At 56.4% G+C, this 16319-nt stretch carries 16 protein-coding genes; 10 read left to right on the forward strand and 6 right to left on the reverse strand.

Annotated features, from left to right (window positions below):
* Positions 1-17 precede the first annotated feature (17 nt).
* From BLR44_RS20315 to BLR44_RS20340, 6 genes are all read right to left on the reverse strand, one after another.
* Positions 18-1088 (reverse strand): L-dopachrome tautomerase-related protein, encoded by a 1071-nt coding sequence (locus tag BLR44_RS20315; protein ID WP_089685543.1) that lies wholly within the window; start codon positions 1086-1088, stop codon positions 18-20.
* 55 nt (positions 1089-1143) lie between these two features.
* Entirely contained in the window at positions 1144-2286 is a 1143-nt protein-coding gene (locus tag BLR44_RS20320; RefSeq protein ID WP_089685546.1) for an L-dopachrome tautomerase-related protein, read from the reverse strand.
* A 91-nt stretch (positions 2287-2377) separates the two neighbouring features.
* A complete protein-coding gene (locus BLR44_RS20325) occupies positions 2378-2794 on the reverse strand; it encodes a cupin domain-containing protein (protein ID WP_176956141.1) in 417 nt (138 codons plus the stop codon).
* A gap of 50 nt (positions 2795-2844) precedes the next feature.
* The gene (locus BLR44_RS20330) at positions 2845-3426 is read right to left on the reverse strand and encodes a YbhB/YbcL family Raf kinase inhibitor-like protein (RefSeq protein WP_089685550.1); all 582 of its coding nucleotides are present in this window, start codon (positions 3424-3426) and stop codon (positions 2845-2847) included.
* Positions 3427-3463: 37 nt separating this feature from the next.
* On the reverse strand, positions 3464-4024 hold the full coding sequence (locus BLR44_RS20335) for a carboxymuconolactone decarboxylase family protein (RefSeq protein WP_089685552.1): 561 nt from the start codon (positions 4022-4024) through the stop codon (positions 3464-3466).
* A 33-nt stretch (positions 4025-4057) separates the two neighbouring features.
* Positions 4058-4597 (reverse strand): ester cyclase, encoded by a 540-nt coding sequence (locus BLR44_RS20340; protein WP_089685554.1) that lies wholly within the window; start codon positions 4595-4597, stop codon positions 4058-4060.
* 563 nt (positions 4598-5160) lie between these two features.
* On the opposite strand from BLR44_RS20340, the gene BLR44_RS20345 reads away from it, so the two are divergent.
* From BLR44_RS20345 to BLR44_RS20390, 10 genes are all read left to right on the forward strand, one after another.
* Positions 5161-7365 (forward strand): ATP-binding protein, encoded by a 2205-nt coding sequence (locus BLR44_RS20345; RefSeq protein ID WP_218127131.1) that lies wholly within the window; start codon positions 5161-5163, stop codon positions 7363-7365.
* An 87-nt stretch (positions 7366-7452) separates the two neighbouring features.
* On the forward strand, positions 7453-8787 hold the full coding sequence (locus BLR44_RS20350; RefSeq protein WP_089685558.1) for an FAD-dependent oxidoreductase: 1335 nt from the start codon (positions 7453-7455) through the stop codon (positions 8785-8787).
* Positions 8788-8914: 127 nt separating this feature from the next.
* The gene (locus BLR44_RS20355; protein ID WP_317042804.1) at positions 8915-9814 is read left to right on the forward strand and encodes a helix-turn-helix domain-containing protein; all 900 of its coding nucleotides are present in this window, start codon (positions 8915-8917) and stop codon (positions 9812-9814) included.
* Between the two features lie 167 nt (positions 9815-9981).
* Positions 9982-10725: a hypothetical protein gene (locus BLR44_RS20360; protein WP_143017397.1), complete on the forward strand. Its 744-nt coding sequence runs from the start codon at positions 9982-9984 to the stop codon at positions 10723-10725.
* A 12-nt stretch (positions 10726-10737) separates the two neighbouring features.
* On the forward strand, positions 10738-11583 hold the full coding sequence (locus tag BLR44_RS20365) for an alpha/beta fold hydrolase (protein WP_089685561.1): 846 nt from the start codon (positions 10738-10740) through the stop codon (positions 11581-11583).
* A 54-nt stretch (positions 11584-11637) separates the two neighbouring features.
* Positions 11638-12501 (forward strand): alpha/beta fold hydrolase, encoded by an 864-nt coding sequence (locus tag BLR44_RS20370; protein WP_218127132.1) that lies wholly within the window; start codon positions 11638-11640, stop codon positions 12499-12501.
* A gap of 180 nt (positions 12502-12681) precedes the next feature.
* On the forward strand, positions 12682-13497 hold the full coding sequence (locus BLR44_RS20375) for an SDR family oxidoreductase (protein ID WP_089685564.1): 816 nt from the start codon (positions 12682-12684) through the stop codon (positions 13495-13497).
* A gap of 82 nt (positions 13498-13579) precedes the next feature.
* Positions 13580-14326, forward strand: coding sequence for an SDR family oxidoreductase (locus BLR44_RS20380; RefSeq protein ID WP_245706125.1), 747 nt, complete (start codon positions 13580-13582; stop codon positions 14324-14326).
* Between the two features lie 25 nt (positions 14327-14351).
* Positions 14352-15254 (forward strand): helix-turn-helix domain-containing protein, encoded by a 903-nt coding sequence (locus tag BLR44_RS20385; RefSeq protein WP_089685567.1) that lies wholly within the window; start codon positions 14352-14354, stop codon positions 15252-15254.
* Between the two features lie 167 nt (positions 15255-15421).
* On the forward strand, positions 15422-16243 hold the full coding sequence (locus BLR44_RS20390; RefSeq protein ID WP_089685569.1) for an SDR family NAD(P)-dependent oxidoreductase: 822 nt from the start codon (positions 15422-15424) through the stop codon (positions 16241-16243).
* The last annotated feature ends 76 nt before the right edge of the window (positions 16244-16319 follow it).

The raw sequence follows: 16319 nt of genomic DNA on the forward strand, positions 1-16319 counted from the left end.
TTTGACGGTAGGAGAAACTAACTTGGCGAAGGCCGGGCCCCGATTTTCATTTTATAGATGACGACGGGCCTCTGTACTTTGTTAACGCCCTTCTGGAACGGAGCCAGCCGATTCAGTTGGCCGGTAGGCATCCACAAATACCCTTCGTGATCGATCCAGAGGGCATCGCACCACAGAAGGCGTTTGTCCTGCACCACCACGCTGGTGGCCCCCTCGGGCGTGATCCGGAGGATGCGCCGCCGATTGACGTCGCTCACGTAGAGGTTGCCCGCCGCATCGATCGCCGTACCTCCGGTGGAAGGGGTTTGGTAAAAGAGCGAAATCTGGGCAGCCAGTGCCTTTTCGTCCATCGCTGCATCGCAGAGGTACTTGGTTTCGACGCGCCACAGGGGGCCACTGGCCGGCTGAAAGTAGAGCCATTGCCCATCGGGCGAGATCTCCAGCTGATCCGCATGAATGCGCACCTCGTTCCCGCGCTCGTCTTTCATAATTTTTCCTTCGGCGCGAATCGGAAGTTGGTCGGTCGTCGAGACGTGATTTTCCAGCACCCTCCGGCCTTGGCCCGTAGTCTTGTCCAGCACAATCAGCGCCGGTGCGCCCGCGTCGGTCAGAAAAATGGTGTTGTCCCACAGGCGGAGGTCGTCGATGAACGAGGTTGCTGTCGACACCGCGGCCAGCGGCAGGATGCGAACAACCTGATCGGTGCGGGGATCAATCGCCACCAGTTTGGCGGCCGGTCCCGGCAGGGGGGCGGCGCCCATCCGGGGAGTGCCGGTGTCCACCCCCCAGAGCAGTCCGTCGGGGCCGATGCGCAACGAGTTGGTGCGTACGAACGTTTCGTCCGTTGCTGCACCTGCCTGCCAGTTGTTCCAGGCGGCGTTCGGATAAGGTACGATGTGGCCGTCGGGCAGAACCTCCCCGATGCGCATGCCGGTGTCGCCTTCAAGCCGGGGAAAACAGACAAAGATGCGGTGGTCAGCCGTGACCGTGACGCCGTTCCAGACCGTCTCCGAGGTCGCTACCGGTTCGAGTTGTGCCAGGGTCGTGGTGCTGAGGAGAGTCGCCAGCAGAAAGAGAACGTGTTTCATAAGCTGCATGCGCAAAACGGCTGCGACCGTGGTTAGGTCGCAGGTGGTCCTGCCGCTATAGTTTGATTCTGAAAATCTGATAGGGATACCGGGTGCGGTTTACGTTTCCGTTGAACCAGGGCATCCGCTGAATTTGCGTGGTAGAGACGTAGAGGTAGCCGTCGGTCGAAATGCTGTAGCTATCCGGCCACACCAGTCGGGTCGTATCCCGCACGAGGGTCTGCATGCCAAGGTCGGGCGTGATTTTCACCAGGCTGCTTTGTTCCAGGTCGCCCACGTAAAGATTACCCTGCCGATCGAAGGCCATCCCGTCGGTGGTCGTGAAGTGTCCCAGGTCCTGCACGCTGTCGACCAGCGTCGCCTGAGGAAGCGAGAAATCCCGTAGCAGATGCGTGCGGATGCGGTACAGCTTGTCGTCCGTGAGGGGTTTGTAATACAGCCAGTCACGATCCGGCGTAAGCGCAATACCGTCGGAATTAATCTGGACAGGGCTGCCGTCGGCCTTGGTAAACGCTTTTCCCTCGAACCTGATATGATAAGCCGGGTCTGAGACGACCGAAGGCGAGTCGTGGAGTACAAAGCGGGAAGCGCCGGTATTGAGATCGAGCACAACAATTCCACCGTTGGAAGAGCTGGTCAGGTAAGCAAAGCCGTGTTCGTGGTCGACCCGAATGTCGTTAAGGTAGCTGTCTTTTCCGGCTACGCTATCGGGAAACCGGTAAATGCGTTCTACCTGATTGCTGGCCAGGTCGACTTTCACCACCTTGTTGCTCTGCTGGTACACCGCTCCCAGGCCGATGCCGGCGGCGTCGACGATCCACAGGGAGCCTTGGTCATCGGCCACGACGGCCTGCACACACACAAACTGATGCTGCCCATCCTCGCCGGTCCGGAAGTTGTTCCAGGCCGTGTCCGGATAAGGGACCGCTTTTCCTTCGATGATTTCCACCACCGAGTAGGCATGCGTGTCGAGCCAGTAGGGGTAATTGGTGAAGAGGCGTCCCTCCGGAGAGACGGCCACGCCCGTAAACTGATACACACTGTCGGCAAATACTTCTTCGAGCCTCGGAGCCGCCGCAGGGAGGGGCGCTGTAGCGTCTGCCGTTTCCGGAGGCGTCTGCCGGGTTTCCGACGAAGTACTGCAACTGATGAGTCCTGTCATTACGAAAATGAAGAGGAGCATTCCATACGTTTTCATGTTACTTACCATCTGAGGTATGATGAATGGGGTTGGGGAAACCGGCCCGTGCCCGGATGCAGAGCGCCGCCTGGCCGGACCGGTGATGCGTTTATTTCTGGAAGTACTGGTCCGTCCCGTTGATCCAGTCTTCCCGTTGGGGAGCAAAAAAATCCAGGTCGATTGTGCCGTCTTCCAGGCATTCAAACCGGTGGGGAACATGGGCGGGAATCAGAAGCACTTCGCCGGCTTTGACCACGTAGGTCTGTTCCTGAATCGTGACCTTCACGCTGCCTTGCAGAATGAACGTATACTGTTCGTTCGGGTGGTGATGCAGCGGTACTACCGCTCCCCGTTGCATGGTAAAATAGCCGAATGTAGCGCTATTCCCGGACGCCATCCGGCGGGTAATGCCGGCACTAAGCTGCTGGGTGGCCATGGTATCGAGGGTGAGGTGACGCACGGATTGTGCCTGGAGGGCCGCCATGCTCGCTAGCCAAACGACCAGCGCGCCTATAAACTGTCGCATGATGTTGATTTTTACGTTCGTACGGAGAAGCATCTGCCCCTCCGTCGGGATTAAGGGACGTGTACGTACGCGACGATAGAAGCCTTCGAAAGCGTGTTGGCGGTGAGGTTAAAACCCACCAGGGCCGGATTGGCGTCCTTGCTCAGGTCAAGCTTGTTTTTGAGGGCATATACGGTGATCACATACGGGTGAAACCCGCTCCCCGGCAGGGGCACCGGCCCGCCGTATCCGTACTGTCCGAAGTCATTGAGGGACGAAACGCTCCCTTTGGGTAACAGGGTAGGGTGGGTACTGGCCGCGCCCGATTTGAGGGTTTTTACGTCGTTGGGAATGTTAAACAAGACCCAGTGCCACCAGCCGCTGCCGGTAGGTGCCGCCGCATCGTACATCGTGACGGCAAAGGCCTGAGTGCCTTCGGGAGCATTCTCCCAGGACAATTCCGGCGATTCGTTTCCACCGTCTACGCCCCAGTCGTTATAATAAAACAGTGGAGTCAGCTGCCCTCCCAGTTGGGTGCTTTTGAGCGTAAAGGTCGGGGTCTGGCCGACCGATTGAGCGGAAAGCGCTCCGGAAAAGCCGAGCAAGGCTACCAGAATAAAAGCGTATAGCGATTTTTGAATTGCTGATTTCATGATTGTTGTGTTTAAAAATGATATGGATGACTAAATTTTAGTGCAGCGCCGGTGCCTCCGGAAAATCGATCGGAATGCCGGTGTTGGCGTACACGTAGTTCGTAAAGGTGCGGAGGGAGATCCAACCCAGCAGCTCCATCAAGGCCCCTTCGTGAAAACCGGCTTTCTCAAAAGCATCGAGGAGCTGAGGGTCGGCTTTGCCTTTGTTGGCGGCTACGGACTGCGCCAGCCGGACGATTGTATTCAGTTTTGGATCGGCAATCGCGGCTTTCCGGATCGCGAGCGTCTCGTCTTCCGTAAAACCTTTGGCTTTGGCCAGCGCCGTGTGAGCAGCCAGGCAATACGCACAGTCGTTGACCTGCGAAACCACCAGGTTGATCGCTTCGCGTTCTTTCGCCGTGAAATGAGACCCGTGCGCGAGTGCGTTCTCGAAGTCGAGCATGCCCTTCAGAGCGCCTGCGGAGTAGCCTATCGTGGCGTACAGGTTCGGCAGCATGCCGATCCGTTTTTGCACCTGTTCCAGGAGAGTTTTGGCGTCACTGCTTACTTGTTGTAGCGTGGGTACCGCAAACGGAGCCGCAAGTTGTTGTGTGTCCATTGTGTTTCTTTTTTAGTGAGTTGGCACTGATTTTTAGTGTACTACGCCCAGTTGCTGCATCAACGTGAGGTTATCTTCCAGATGCCAGTCTTCAATAATTTTAGCATCCCGGATACGGAGGATATCGATCGCCAGAAAACTGACGGGCTGACCCTGGCCCTGCACGTTCCCAAAGCTTCCGGTGAACGTGCCGGTAAACTGCATGCGCACCGTAACTTTATCGTCCGTAATCAACAAGTCATTCACCGTGCAGCGGAGGTCCGGCACGGCTTTCCGAAAGTTGGTGGACGCATACAAAGGTCCGGCCGGTCCCTGCGGTCGTCCCGGCGGAAGGGTGTTGTCGATAAATTGGGAAGCCACCGCTCTGTCGAGGTAGTGCTTCTTGCCGGTATTCCAGAAAGCGTAGTACGCCAGCGCGGTTTCCTGCATCATCGTGGCCCGCGCGGCCGACAGGCCCTGGTCGACGGTGATCGATTGAGGAACCGGTGTTTCAGGAAGCATTGCCTCTTGTGCCTGCGTGGGCAAAGCAATGAGGACGGCGGCTGCGATCAGGAGGTAGGGGATACGTTTCATCAGAAAAAGTTTGTTCGTACTGTGCCTTTCGACACCGCAAATTTTGACAGGACGCCCCTCGGAGGAGAGGTAGGTTTACAGGTTGCTCCGGTACGTTTTCAGGTTTTTGAGACCTTTTGACGCTGCTCTGCCCCGCTGGCGCTGTATGCTGTGTGGAACTGACCTGCCGCATGGAAGGTGGCCGGGGCACGTCGTATGTGGCGGTGGACGACGGAAACAAAGCTAGGCCCTGAGCAGACCGGTTGTTGCTGCAAAGCGTTGGATCCGGGATCGGGATCGTTGAGTGGTTCGTTGTGTGGGTTAGAGTGCCGAGAGCGGCGTGGCAGAAGCGAATCCGTCCGTGCTGATCGGTGTCGACCCGTAGTCGCCAGCGGTCGCTTGCGCTGTGGTGGGCCGACGCGGTGAGCCGGCTTTCGGTCCGAACTATCGGTAGGTCGACTTAAGCTACTCTTTTCCCTTTTTCAGCGATTGACCGGAACGCAAAACCGTATTTTTATGGACCTTCCCCCATCGTTTCGAGCGAAAGTCCCGGAGAAACGGAAGCACACCAGCTCCACCCAGACATGCATTTTATGATTAACAAGCGGTTCATCTTACTGACAATTCTGGCCTTTGTTTCGGGTACCTTCATTCTGCTGCTGATCCAGTTCAACTCGTATAAGAACATCAACCGGCTGATCAGCGGCAACGAACGGTTGCTCCGGGAACTCCGGCTCAGCAATTACCTGCGCGAACTGGAACGGGACATCATCTGGGTGGAAAGCCGCAATCGGGCCGCTATTGCGACAGACGACCCTTCCCACATCGAAGGGGTCGAGCAGAAAATTGCACAGGTGCAGGCTTACCTGGATACCCTGGAAGAGACCAACGACGACGACGAGATTACCCAGTACATCAACATGCTGCGGGTCCATGCCGCCGAAAAGCTGGAGGTCAAAAACCAGTTGTTGGACAGTTTCCGCCTGCACGGCACGATGGACGATACGGTGTTGATCGCCAACCCGCGGGCACGGCAGGTCTCCAACGAGATTAGCCTGGCCACTCAAAAAATCTACGACAGCCGCCAACACCTCATGCTGCAACTGAGCGACTCTATTGAGGAGATGAGCCTGAACGCGCGTAGCTGGAGCAGCATTCTGATCGGAGCGCTGGTGGTGAGTGCGGTGGGGTGGTGCTGGTTCATTTTCGCCCGCCTGCAGCAGCAGAACCGTCTCATTGTCCAGCTGAACGTTTCGGAGAAAAAGGCCCTGGCTGCTGCACAGGTGAAAGAGAATTTTATGGCCAACATGAGCCACGAAATCCGTACGCCGCTCAATGTGATCCTGGGCTTTACCAACCTGCTCAGGATGCAACCCCTTGATACACAGGCCAAAGAGTTTGTGACCTCGATTCAGAAGGCCGGAGAAAATCTGCTGGCCATTGTCAACGACATTCTGGACCTGGCCAAGCTGGAAGCAGGCATGATGCGGATCGAGGCCAGGCCGTTCCACCTCAGGAGTCTGTTGCACTCCCTGGAGATGATGTTTCAGGAACGGGTGGAGGCGAAAGGGCTGTCCTTTCAGGTACAGATCGACCCCAAAGCCCCTGATCAGCTGGTGGGTGACCCCACACGGCTTACCCAGGTGCTGGTCAACCTCATCGGCAACGCCCTGAAGTTTACACCGGAAGGTCACATCGCGATTCAGGTCGCCGCTACGCCCCTCCCCGAAGCGCGCGTGCAGATGCACTTTGAAATCAGCGACACAGGCATTGGCATCGAAAGAGAAAAGCTGGCCACCATTTTTGAACGGTTTCAGCAGGCGGACGACTCCACGTCCCGCAACTATGGGGGCACCGGCCTGGGCTTGTCGATCGTCAAAGACCTGATCCAGCTGCAAGGGGGCGAAATTCAGGTAGCAAGCGAGACCGGCCGGGGCACGACCTTCCGTTTCTTCGTGCCTTACAAAGTGGCCGAACCACTCCCCCCCCCCGCCCCGGCGTTGGAAGAGCAGGTTTCGCCCCTGGCAAGTGCACAGTTGCGGTTGCTGGTGGTAGACGACAATGAAATGAACCGGAGTCTGATGCACTACCTCTTGTCGCAGTGGCAACTGCAGTTCGATACAGTGGCCAACGGCGAAGAAGCTATCCTGCTGGTGCGGCAGCACTCCTATGACCTGATTTTGATGGACATTCAGATGCCGCGCATGGATGGGTACGCGGCCACGCAATACATCCGGTCGCAGCTCAAATCGACGGTTCCGATTGTGGCCATGACGGCCCACGCCCTGGCCGGTGAGCGCGAGAAGTGTCTCCGCATGGGCATGGACGACTACCTGACCAAACCCATCGACGAGCAGAAGCTATTCGAGGTGATCACGCAGTTAACCCGCTTTCGGGCCCGTCAGGAACCCGCCCGCCTGCCGGGAGGGGCCAGCGACAAAGACGGGGCCTATCAATACATCAACCTGACCTACCTGCGGAGCATCAGCAAAGAGAACGTGGCGTACATGAAAAACCTCTCCGGCCTGTTTCTGGAAGTGGTCGACGAAGAGCTGGAGCACCTGATCACGGCATTGCAACAAAAAGACAGCGAGACGATTCGGCAGGTGGCACACAAGATGAAAACGAGCGTCTCCGTGATGGGGCTGCTCGAAAGCCTGGAGCCGATGCTGGATGCCCTGGAATACCATGAACTAACCCCGGACGAACGAGAAGCCCTGGCGACCCGTGTCATCGTCATCTGTCAACATGCGTTGCAGGAAGCGAAGCTTTTTTACGACTCACTTTGACCGACCCATACGTACGGGCTGAACTGAACAGTAAGAAGGCGTCGACACCCACCTGACTTTTTCCTCATGTGCTAAAAAGTGATTCGAATGAAACAGATCAATACCGCCATCCTGATCATCGGGTTCGGCAAAGCGGGCAAGACCCTGGCGGCCTATCTGGGGAAAAAAGGCATCCGGACGGTGCTGGTGGAACAGTCGGAAAAGATGTACGGCGGAACGTGCATCAACATCGGCTGCATTCCCACCAAGGCCATGGTTTTGCAGGCAGAGCGCCATCAGCCTTACGCGGAGGCTCTGGCCCGGAAAGGCGAATTGACTTCCTCGCTCCGCCACAAGAACTACCAGTCGGTCGACCAGTACGCCTCCGTCGACGTCATTACCGGGAAAGCCACCTTTCTCCACGAACATGCCGTTCGGGTCGTGCTGCCCGATGGCTCGGACGTAGAGATCACTGCCGAACGTATCTTCATCAACACGGGTACGGTCCCGCTGCTGCCCGACCTGCCGGGCCGGGAGCAGTCGAGTCGGGTATACACCAGCACCACCCTCCTGGAGCAGCCGGTCTTACCCGAACGGTTGGTCATCATCGGCGGGGGCTTCATCAGCCTGGAGTTTGCGTCCATGTACGCACAGTTCGGTTCGCAAGTGACCATCCTCGACATCGCGCCGGTGTTTCTGCCGCGCGAGGACGAGGATATGGCAGCCGAAGTGAGAAGCGTGCTGACCGGAAAAGGCATCGAGATCGTCAACAGCGCGCACGTACAACGCATTGTGCCCGGCGAAACGACCGACCGAATCCAAGTGAGTATTCAGGGAACTCCCCGCACCATGGAGGCCGACGCAATTCTGATCGCTACCGGCCGCAAAGCCTATACCGAGGGGCTGAACCTGGAAGCAGCGGGCGTGGTGACGGATGCCCGGGGCTTCATTCCGGTGAATCGGCTGCTGCAAACCAATGTCGCGCACATCTGGGCACTGGGGGACATCAACGGAGGTCCACAGTTTACCTACATCTCCCTGGACGACTTCCGGATCGTCCGCGATCAGCTGTTCGGCCCACGGCAACGACATACCGAAGACCGGCAGCACGTCGCCTTCTGCGTGTTTGTGTCGCCTCCCTACGCCCACGTGGGGTTACGCGAGAAAGAAGCGGCGCAGCAGAACCTGGCATACCGGGTGGTGAAAATTCCGGCCAGGGTGGTGCCGAGGACCGCCCTGCTGCAACAGCCTGAGGGCATGCTGAAACTGTTGGTCGATCCGGAAACCGATCAGATTCTGGGGTGTACGCTGTTCTGTGCGGAGGCGCAGGAACTGATCAATACCGTACGGATTGCGATGAAGGCCGGCATGACGTTCGGCCAGTTGACAAACGAAATTTACACGCACCCTTCCATGACCGAGGCCTTCAACTACTTTGATTAAGAGTAGGGGGGCAGTGCACGAACCGGAGATCTGTGTCATTCTTCCCGACAAATGAATTATTTCCCGCACACCCCTCCCGATACCTTTGTTCTGGCGAAACAAAAAGATAACCCCGTATTTCTACCTCATGAGTAAGCTGCTACACTACAAAACCCTTTCGGACCTGCACCGGGGCAACGGCTGGCCTCCACCCGAGCATCCGTTGGTGAGCGTGGTCAACTGTATGAAAGACTGCCCGCTGGGTGACCGGGAGTTCACCAGCGACTGCTACATGATTGCCTTCAAAAAACTGAAGGCCGGGGTGGTGTTGTACGGGCGCACCACCTACGATCACACCAACGGCTCCATGATGTTTGTAAGGCCCCGGCAGATCATCGAAATGAAGAACCTGGAATTTGAGGAGCAAGGGTTTATGATCCTGGTACACGAAGATTACCTGACCGGCCACGAGTTACACGATACGATCCAGAACTACGGCTTCTTCGACTACGAAATCAACGAAGCATTACACCTGTCGCCCAGAGAGGAAACCATTGTCTGGGACTTGTATCACAAGATCGTGGTCGAATACGAGGACAATCCGGACGAGTACAGCCGGGAAATCATCCTCAGCCACGTGGCCTCCATCCTCAAGTACTCCCAGCGATTTTACAAGCGGCAGTTCATCAACCGGACCGACATGTCGGGCAAAACCGTCACCCGTTTCAACCAGGCATTGCAAGGCTATTTCAGGGCCGGTTTTTTGCAAAGCCGCGGGCTGCCTTCTGTGCAGCACCTGGCCGACACACTCTACCTTTCGCCCCGCTACCTCAGCGATTTGCTCAAACAGGAAACCGGTAAAACCGCCATGGATCTAATTCATATCGCCCTCATGTCGGAAGCGAAAAACCAACTGAGAACTTCCGAACAGAGCATTGCCCAGATTGCCTACGGACTGGGGTTTGAAAATACTTCGTACTTCACCCGTCTGTTCAAAAAGCAGGTAGGGATTAAGCCCTTGGAGTATAAAAAAATGTCGCTTAACTAAAACCGGACCGGGCGTTGTTGCCGCTGGCGCTTGGCCCTTTTTCGGCTCTTCATAACAGTAACCCTACGACCCTTTTGCGTCTACTGCCCTTCCTGAAAAGAGAGGGAACACGATGAGCAACGCTTCATGGTGCGGGGGGATTTTTTACCATTTATTCACTCAATTATATGATTACTTTACCGCAAAACCCTACCCTGTTGGATTCGGTCATCGCCGCCTACGGCGGAATCGACACCTGGAACAAGTACCAAACCCTGCAGGCCCATGTGCGCATCGGCGGGGTGACCTGGGGCCTCAAAGGCCACGAAAATGCTTTGCAGGATGTGGTGTTTACGGGCGCCCTGCACGAGCAGAACAGCAGCTGGACCCACGTTTTCGAGCCGAATACACGCTCGGTTTTTGAGCCGGGTCGCGTGGCGTTATTAAATGAGCGCGGCGACGTACTGGAAGAGCTGCGCAACCCGCGGGACTCTTTCAAAGGGCACACCCTGGCGACGCCCTGGACCAAGCTGCAACTGGTCTATTTTTCCAGCTATGCCACCTGGAACTACCTGACCGCTCCCTTCCACCTGCTGCAACCCGGCTTTCAACTGACGGAGCTGGACCCCTGGGAGGAAAATGGAGAAACGTTCCGCCGGCTGGAGGCCCGCTACCCGGACACCTTTGCGACGCACAGTCGCCGCCAGGTGTATTACTTCGACGCACAGGGGCTGATTCGTCGTCACGACTACTGGCCCGAGGTGCTGGGCGGGTCGTCGGCTACGCAGATCATCGAGGACTATCAAACGTTTGCAGGAATCAAAACCGGCACCAAGCGGAGAATTTACATCCTGAACGATGCCGACAACCACTACCAGCCGGAGCCGGTACTGGTGTCGATTGATGTGCTCGACCTCCGGTTCCACAACTAACTCACTACACGTATGAACGCAGTCATTGATCAGGCGCTGGAAGCGCCTACCCGTTTCCTGGAAGTGAACGGCACCTCCTACGCCTATCGCCGGTTCGGCCGCCCTTCCCAGGTGCCGCTGGTAGGGTTTCAACACTTTACCGGCACGCTCGACAACTGGGACCCCGCCCTGTTGAACGGCCTGGCCGAAGCACGCGAAGTCATCATTTTCGACAATGCCGGGGTGGGCAGCAGTGGAGGGCAGACGCCAGACAAAGTCGCCGGTATGACGGCGGACGCCGTGGCCTTTCTTCGGGCGCTGCAGCTGGAGCAGATCGACGTACTCGGCTTTTCGCTTGGCGGATTCATCGCCCAGCAACTGGCCGTGCAGCACCCCGCGCTGGTGCGGAAAGTGATCCTGGTCGGCACGGCACCGCAGGGGGCCCAGGTGCTGCGGGGATTTCCCGAACTTATTCAAAAGGCCATGCAGCTGCCGCCGGCCGAGCGGTTCCTGTTTATCTTCTTTACCGGTTCGGCACCAAGTCGCGCTGCCGGCGAAGCGACGCTGCAACGCCTGTGGGCCCGAACCGAGGATCGGGACCGGGACGCCAGCGTGCAGGCCGTGACGGCCCAGATCAACGCCATCACCACGTGGGGTACCGATCCGGTCACCCTCGACTTGTCCACCCTCCGGCAACCGGTGCTGATTGTGCAGGGCAGTCACGACGAGATGATGGCGTCAGAGAATGCTTATCTGCTCTACCGGCAGTTGCCCAATGCAATGCTGACTTACTATCCGGACGCCGCCCACGGCTCTTTCTTTCAGTACCCGGAATTGTTTGTTCACCAGGCCAACTACTTTTTGAACCACATACACTGAGCCGGACACCTGAGATTGCATGCAGGCGTCTCTTCACTAGTAGCTAGTATTTACATGATGGAAGAATTTGTTACCGAGAGTCCGGCCGCCGCGGCGGCCACTCAATTTGCAGCCTTAGCAACCAGTAAAATCGCGTACCGTACGTTTGGGCACGGCGTTCCGCTGGTGTTGTGCAACCGTTTCAGGGGCGTGCTGGATACCTGGGATCCCCTCTTTCTCGATTTGCTGGCCGCGCAACACACCCTGATCATTTTCGACTACCCGGGAGTGGGGGATTCGACCGGAACGCTCCCTACCGAGATCACCGACGTGGCCGACGTCGTAACGCAACTGGCAGACTACCTTCAACTCGACACGTTCTCCGTGCTGGGGTGGTCGTTTGGTGGGTTGGTGGCCCAAACCGTTACGTTTCTTTATCCCACTCGGGTGCGAAAAACGGTACTGATCGGGACCAACCCTCCCGGTACAAATGAAGTGGCCATTGAACAGACCTTTTTTGATCATGCTCTGAAGCCCCGCAATGACCTGGACGACGAAACTGTCCTGTTTTTTGAGCCTGCCGTGGCCAGGAGCCGACAAGCAGCGCAGGCGTCACATGCACGTATCGCGCCCCGGTTGAACCGAACCCTGATTCCGTCCACGCCGGAACTGTTCCAGCGTTATTTTGCCGCCTCGGCTACCTTCAGAGAGGACAAACACCAGTTGCGAGCACGTTACCAGAAGCCACATGCTCCGGTACTGGTGGTGATGGGTGACCACGACGTCAGCTTTGCCGTCCAGAACTGGTTTCCTCTGCTGCGGCAGGCCGGCCATACCCAACTTCTGATTCTGCCCGAAGCAGGACATGCCCCGCAACACCAGTATCCCGCCCTGGTTGTCGGCTACCTAAACACGTTTTTAGGGCAGGTCGTGTCCTGAATGGATGAAACGGCAAGCATGCTTTGTCCTGAGAAATCCTCTGGTTTTAGGTCAGGTATCTCCCCGGGGCTGGATCTTCCGCCGGACCTGAGAAAAGGATAAGAGGAGCCCTGAAAAGAGTAAAAACCTCAGCTTGGGCGAGGGCTACTTTTGCCGTATTGAAACTAACTCAAAAAAGCAATGAAAAAGACAGTTTTGATTACAGGCACTGCCTCGGGCTTCGGCCGGGCAACGGCCTCCTTGTTTCATCGCAAGGGCTGGAATGTGATCGCCACCATGCGTTCGCCCGAAAAAGAACAGGAGTTTACCAAGTGGGAAAACGTGTTGGTTACCCGGCTGGATGTGCAGGACGAGGCTTCCATCAAACAAGCCGTACAACTCGGGAAGGAGACCTTTGGTACCATCGATGTCCTGGTTAATAACGCAGGGTATGGGCTGATGGGGGTTTTTGAGTCGGCCACCAGGGAACAGATTCAGAATCAGTTTGAAGTCAATGTCTTTGGGATGATGCAGGTCACCCAGGCCGTCTTGCCGATGATGCGTCAAAAGGGCCAGGGGGTCATTGTAAACCTTTCGTCGTTCGGGGGCATCGTCGGCCTACCCTTCACGAGCCTGTACGCAAGTTCTAAGTTTGCCGTGGAAGGCTTTTCGGAGGCCTTGTCGCATGAGCTTTCCCAGTTGCATATCGCTGTCAAAATCATCGAGCCCGGCGGGGTACACACCAACTTCCGCAACGGCTTGGACGTGGTAAAAAATGACATTGAGGTGTACAATCCTTTGCAGGCTGCTTTTTTTGAGCGGTACGGAAAACCCACCGAAGCACTTCCGAAGGCTACGCCCGAAGAAGTGGCCGAAACCATCTTCACCGCGGCGACCGACGGAAGCAATCGGTTGCGGTACCTTGTGGGCGAAGACGCTCAGTTTTACGCCGACATCAAACTAAAAAACACGGAAGAAACCTTTGTTCAGTCGATCAGAGATTTCTTTGTCAAGTGAGCGGTAGAAACTCAAAGGGAGGGTCGTATTCAAGACGCTGCCGTCTCTTGAGAAAGCACTTGTTTACTTAATAACTATGGTGATGCTGGAAAATAAAGTAGCGGTCGTGACGGGTTCGTCCCGGGGCATTGGCAAAGCGATCGCCGAACGATACGCCACGCGCGGAGCCCACGTGGTCGTCAATTACACCTCCCACAAAGCCGCCGCTGAAGCAATTGTCAGGTCGGTCGAGGACAGGAAGGGCCAGGCCATCGCCGTTCAGGCCGATGTGTCGAAGGTCGATGAGGTGCATTGCTTGTTCGAAACCGCTCTGCAACACTTTGGTCGGATCGACATCGTGGTTGTCAATGCAGGGTTGGAGCTAACCGGCTTGCCGGTAACCGACGTTACGGAAGCGCAGTTTGACCGGCTGTTCAATACCAATACCAAAGGAGCGTTTTTCACGATGCAGGCGGCTGCCCGGCACGTTGCAGACGGGGGCAGGATTATCTACATTGGTTCCAGCACCACCGGTTATCCCAGGGCCGGCTATGCTATTCACGGGGGCAGCAAAATGGCCCCCCTGTATCTGGTGCAGGTGCTGGCCCAGGAAGTTGGCCCACGGGGAATTACCGTAAACGCCATTCTGCCGACGGCCACCGCGGGCGCGGGGTTGCATACCCACGTGACCGAAGACGCTCCCATCCGGAAGTTTATGGCCGAATTCAGCCCCATGGGGCGCATGGGTACCCCGGAAGACGTAGCGAATGTCGCCGAATTTTTCGCGAGTGATCTGGCGTCTTTTGTAAGTGGGCAGCATCTGTTGGTGACTGGCGGCGGACTGGCGTAAGCAATTTTACACTTTGAGCAAGGGCATGAAACCCACCTACCTCGACATAAAATCGATTGCGGAGGTGCATCGGTTTTACCGCTGTGATAAGCCAAAGCACCCGCTGATTACCATCATCGACCTGGCGAACGTACACCCGGACCGTCCTCCGGAAGAGGTATTTTACAGAACTGCCTTTTACAGTATCGTCTGCAAGCGGTTTGAGGGGGCCATGAAATACGGTCGGGCAGCTTATGATTTCGAAGAAGGGTCGCTGATGTTCACCGCGCCCCATCAGGTCATCTCCTCCAGCCCGGATCTGCAGGTAACGGAAGGATGGGGCCTGTTTTTTCATCCCGATCTGTTACACGGTACGGAACTGGGCAGCACCATTCATCACTACTCTTACTTTCAGTACGATGCCAATGAAGCCCTGCACATTTCCGAAGAAGAGAAGCATGTGTTGCAGGAAAGCCTGGAAAAGATAAAGAGAGAATATACTCAAAACGTAGACCAACACACCCGGGCATTGATTGTCGACAACCTGCAACTGATGCTGCGCTACTGCCAGCGTTTTTATGACCGGCAATTTTTTACGAGAGCAAAGGTGAGTCATGACGTAGTTCAAAAGTTTGAGCACCTGCTCATCGATTATTTTGCCAAAGATGGGGCCGTGAAGGGCGGCTTGCCGACGGTTCATTACTTTTCGGACCGGTTGCACCTTTCGCCCAACTACCTCTCCGATCTGCTGAGCAAATACACTGGAAAAACCACACAGGAGCACATCCACCTGCACCTGATCGATAAAGCCAAGGCACTTCTGTGGGGAACCGACAAGGCGATCAGCGAAATTGCCTACGACCTGGGGTTTGAGCATCCTCCTTACTTCACAAAACTTTTTAAGAAGAAAGTCGGGGTATCACCCAATCAATTCAGGCACTTGAATTAACGACTTGAGGAACGCTGGCAGCGCCAGGACAGATGTAGAAAAGAGCGTGCGTCATCCACTCAAATTCTCCTGGCATATTTGTGCTATTCTCTCCGACAAATGGGTTATTTCCGGCGTAGGCGTGCCGCTACTTTTGCTCTATCAATGCATCACAAACTAAAAGAGCAATGTCAAAAGTTATTTTTATTACCGGGGCCTCCAAAGGATTCGGAAGAATCTGGGCCGAGGCTTTTTTAACGCGTGGCGATAAGGTAGCGGCTACCTCCCGCAACATACGTGGGCTACAGGAACTGGCCGATCGCTACGGCGATGCGTTTCTGCCGATCCAGCTGGACATCACCGACCGCGAAGCGAGTTCTGCCGCCGTTGCCCGCGCGCATGACCATTTTGGGGGGCTCGACGTGGTCATCAACAATGCGGGGTATGGGGTATTTGGGGCCATCGAAGAGGTAAGCGAGCAAGAGGCCAAGGATTTGTTTGAGGCCAACGTGTTTGGCACCCTCTGGGTGACCCAGGCCGCGCTACCCATCTTCCGGAAGCAAGCGCACGGACACATCATTCAACTTTCCAGTGTGCTGGGGGTATGGACGTTGCCTACGCTGGGACTATACAACGCAACCAAGTTTGCGGTGGAAGGCTTGAGTGAGGCACTGGCCAGCGAGGTCGACCGTTTCGGAATTCATGTGACCCTGATCGAGCCGAACGGATACACGACGGAATTCGGGGGCAGCTCTGCCGTCCAAAGCACGCCGATTCCGGCTTACGACGAGCTGCGGGCCCGCCTTGCCCATACCGAAGGACTTGGTCCTGACGATTACGGAAAACCGGAGTCGACCGTCCCGGCCATCCTGAAACTGGTGGACAGCTCCAATCCTCCCCTGCGGCTCTTTCTCGGCAAGATCGGTTACCCCAAAACCGAGCGGGTGTACGCCGAAAAGCTGCAAACCTGGAAAGCCTGGAACGAGGTATCGGTGGCCGCTCACGGCTGAGCCGAGGGCATTTTCCCCCTGCCCGGTGAGGGTAGGGGCTTTTTTTAGAGACGCGCATACGTTGGGCCGATCACGA

It is taken from the genome of Catalinimonas alkaloidigena, assembly GCF_900100765.1.
GTDB lineage: Bacteria > Bacteroidota > Bacteroidia > Cytophagales > Flexibacteraceae > Mooreia > Mooreia alkaloidigena.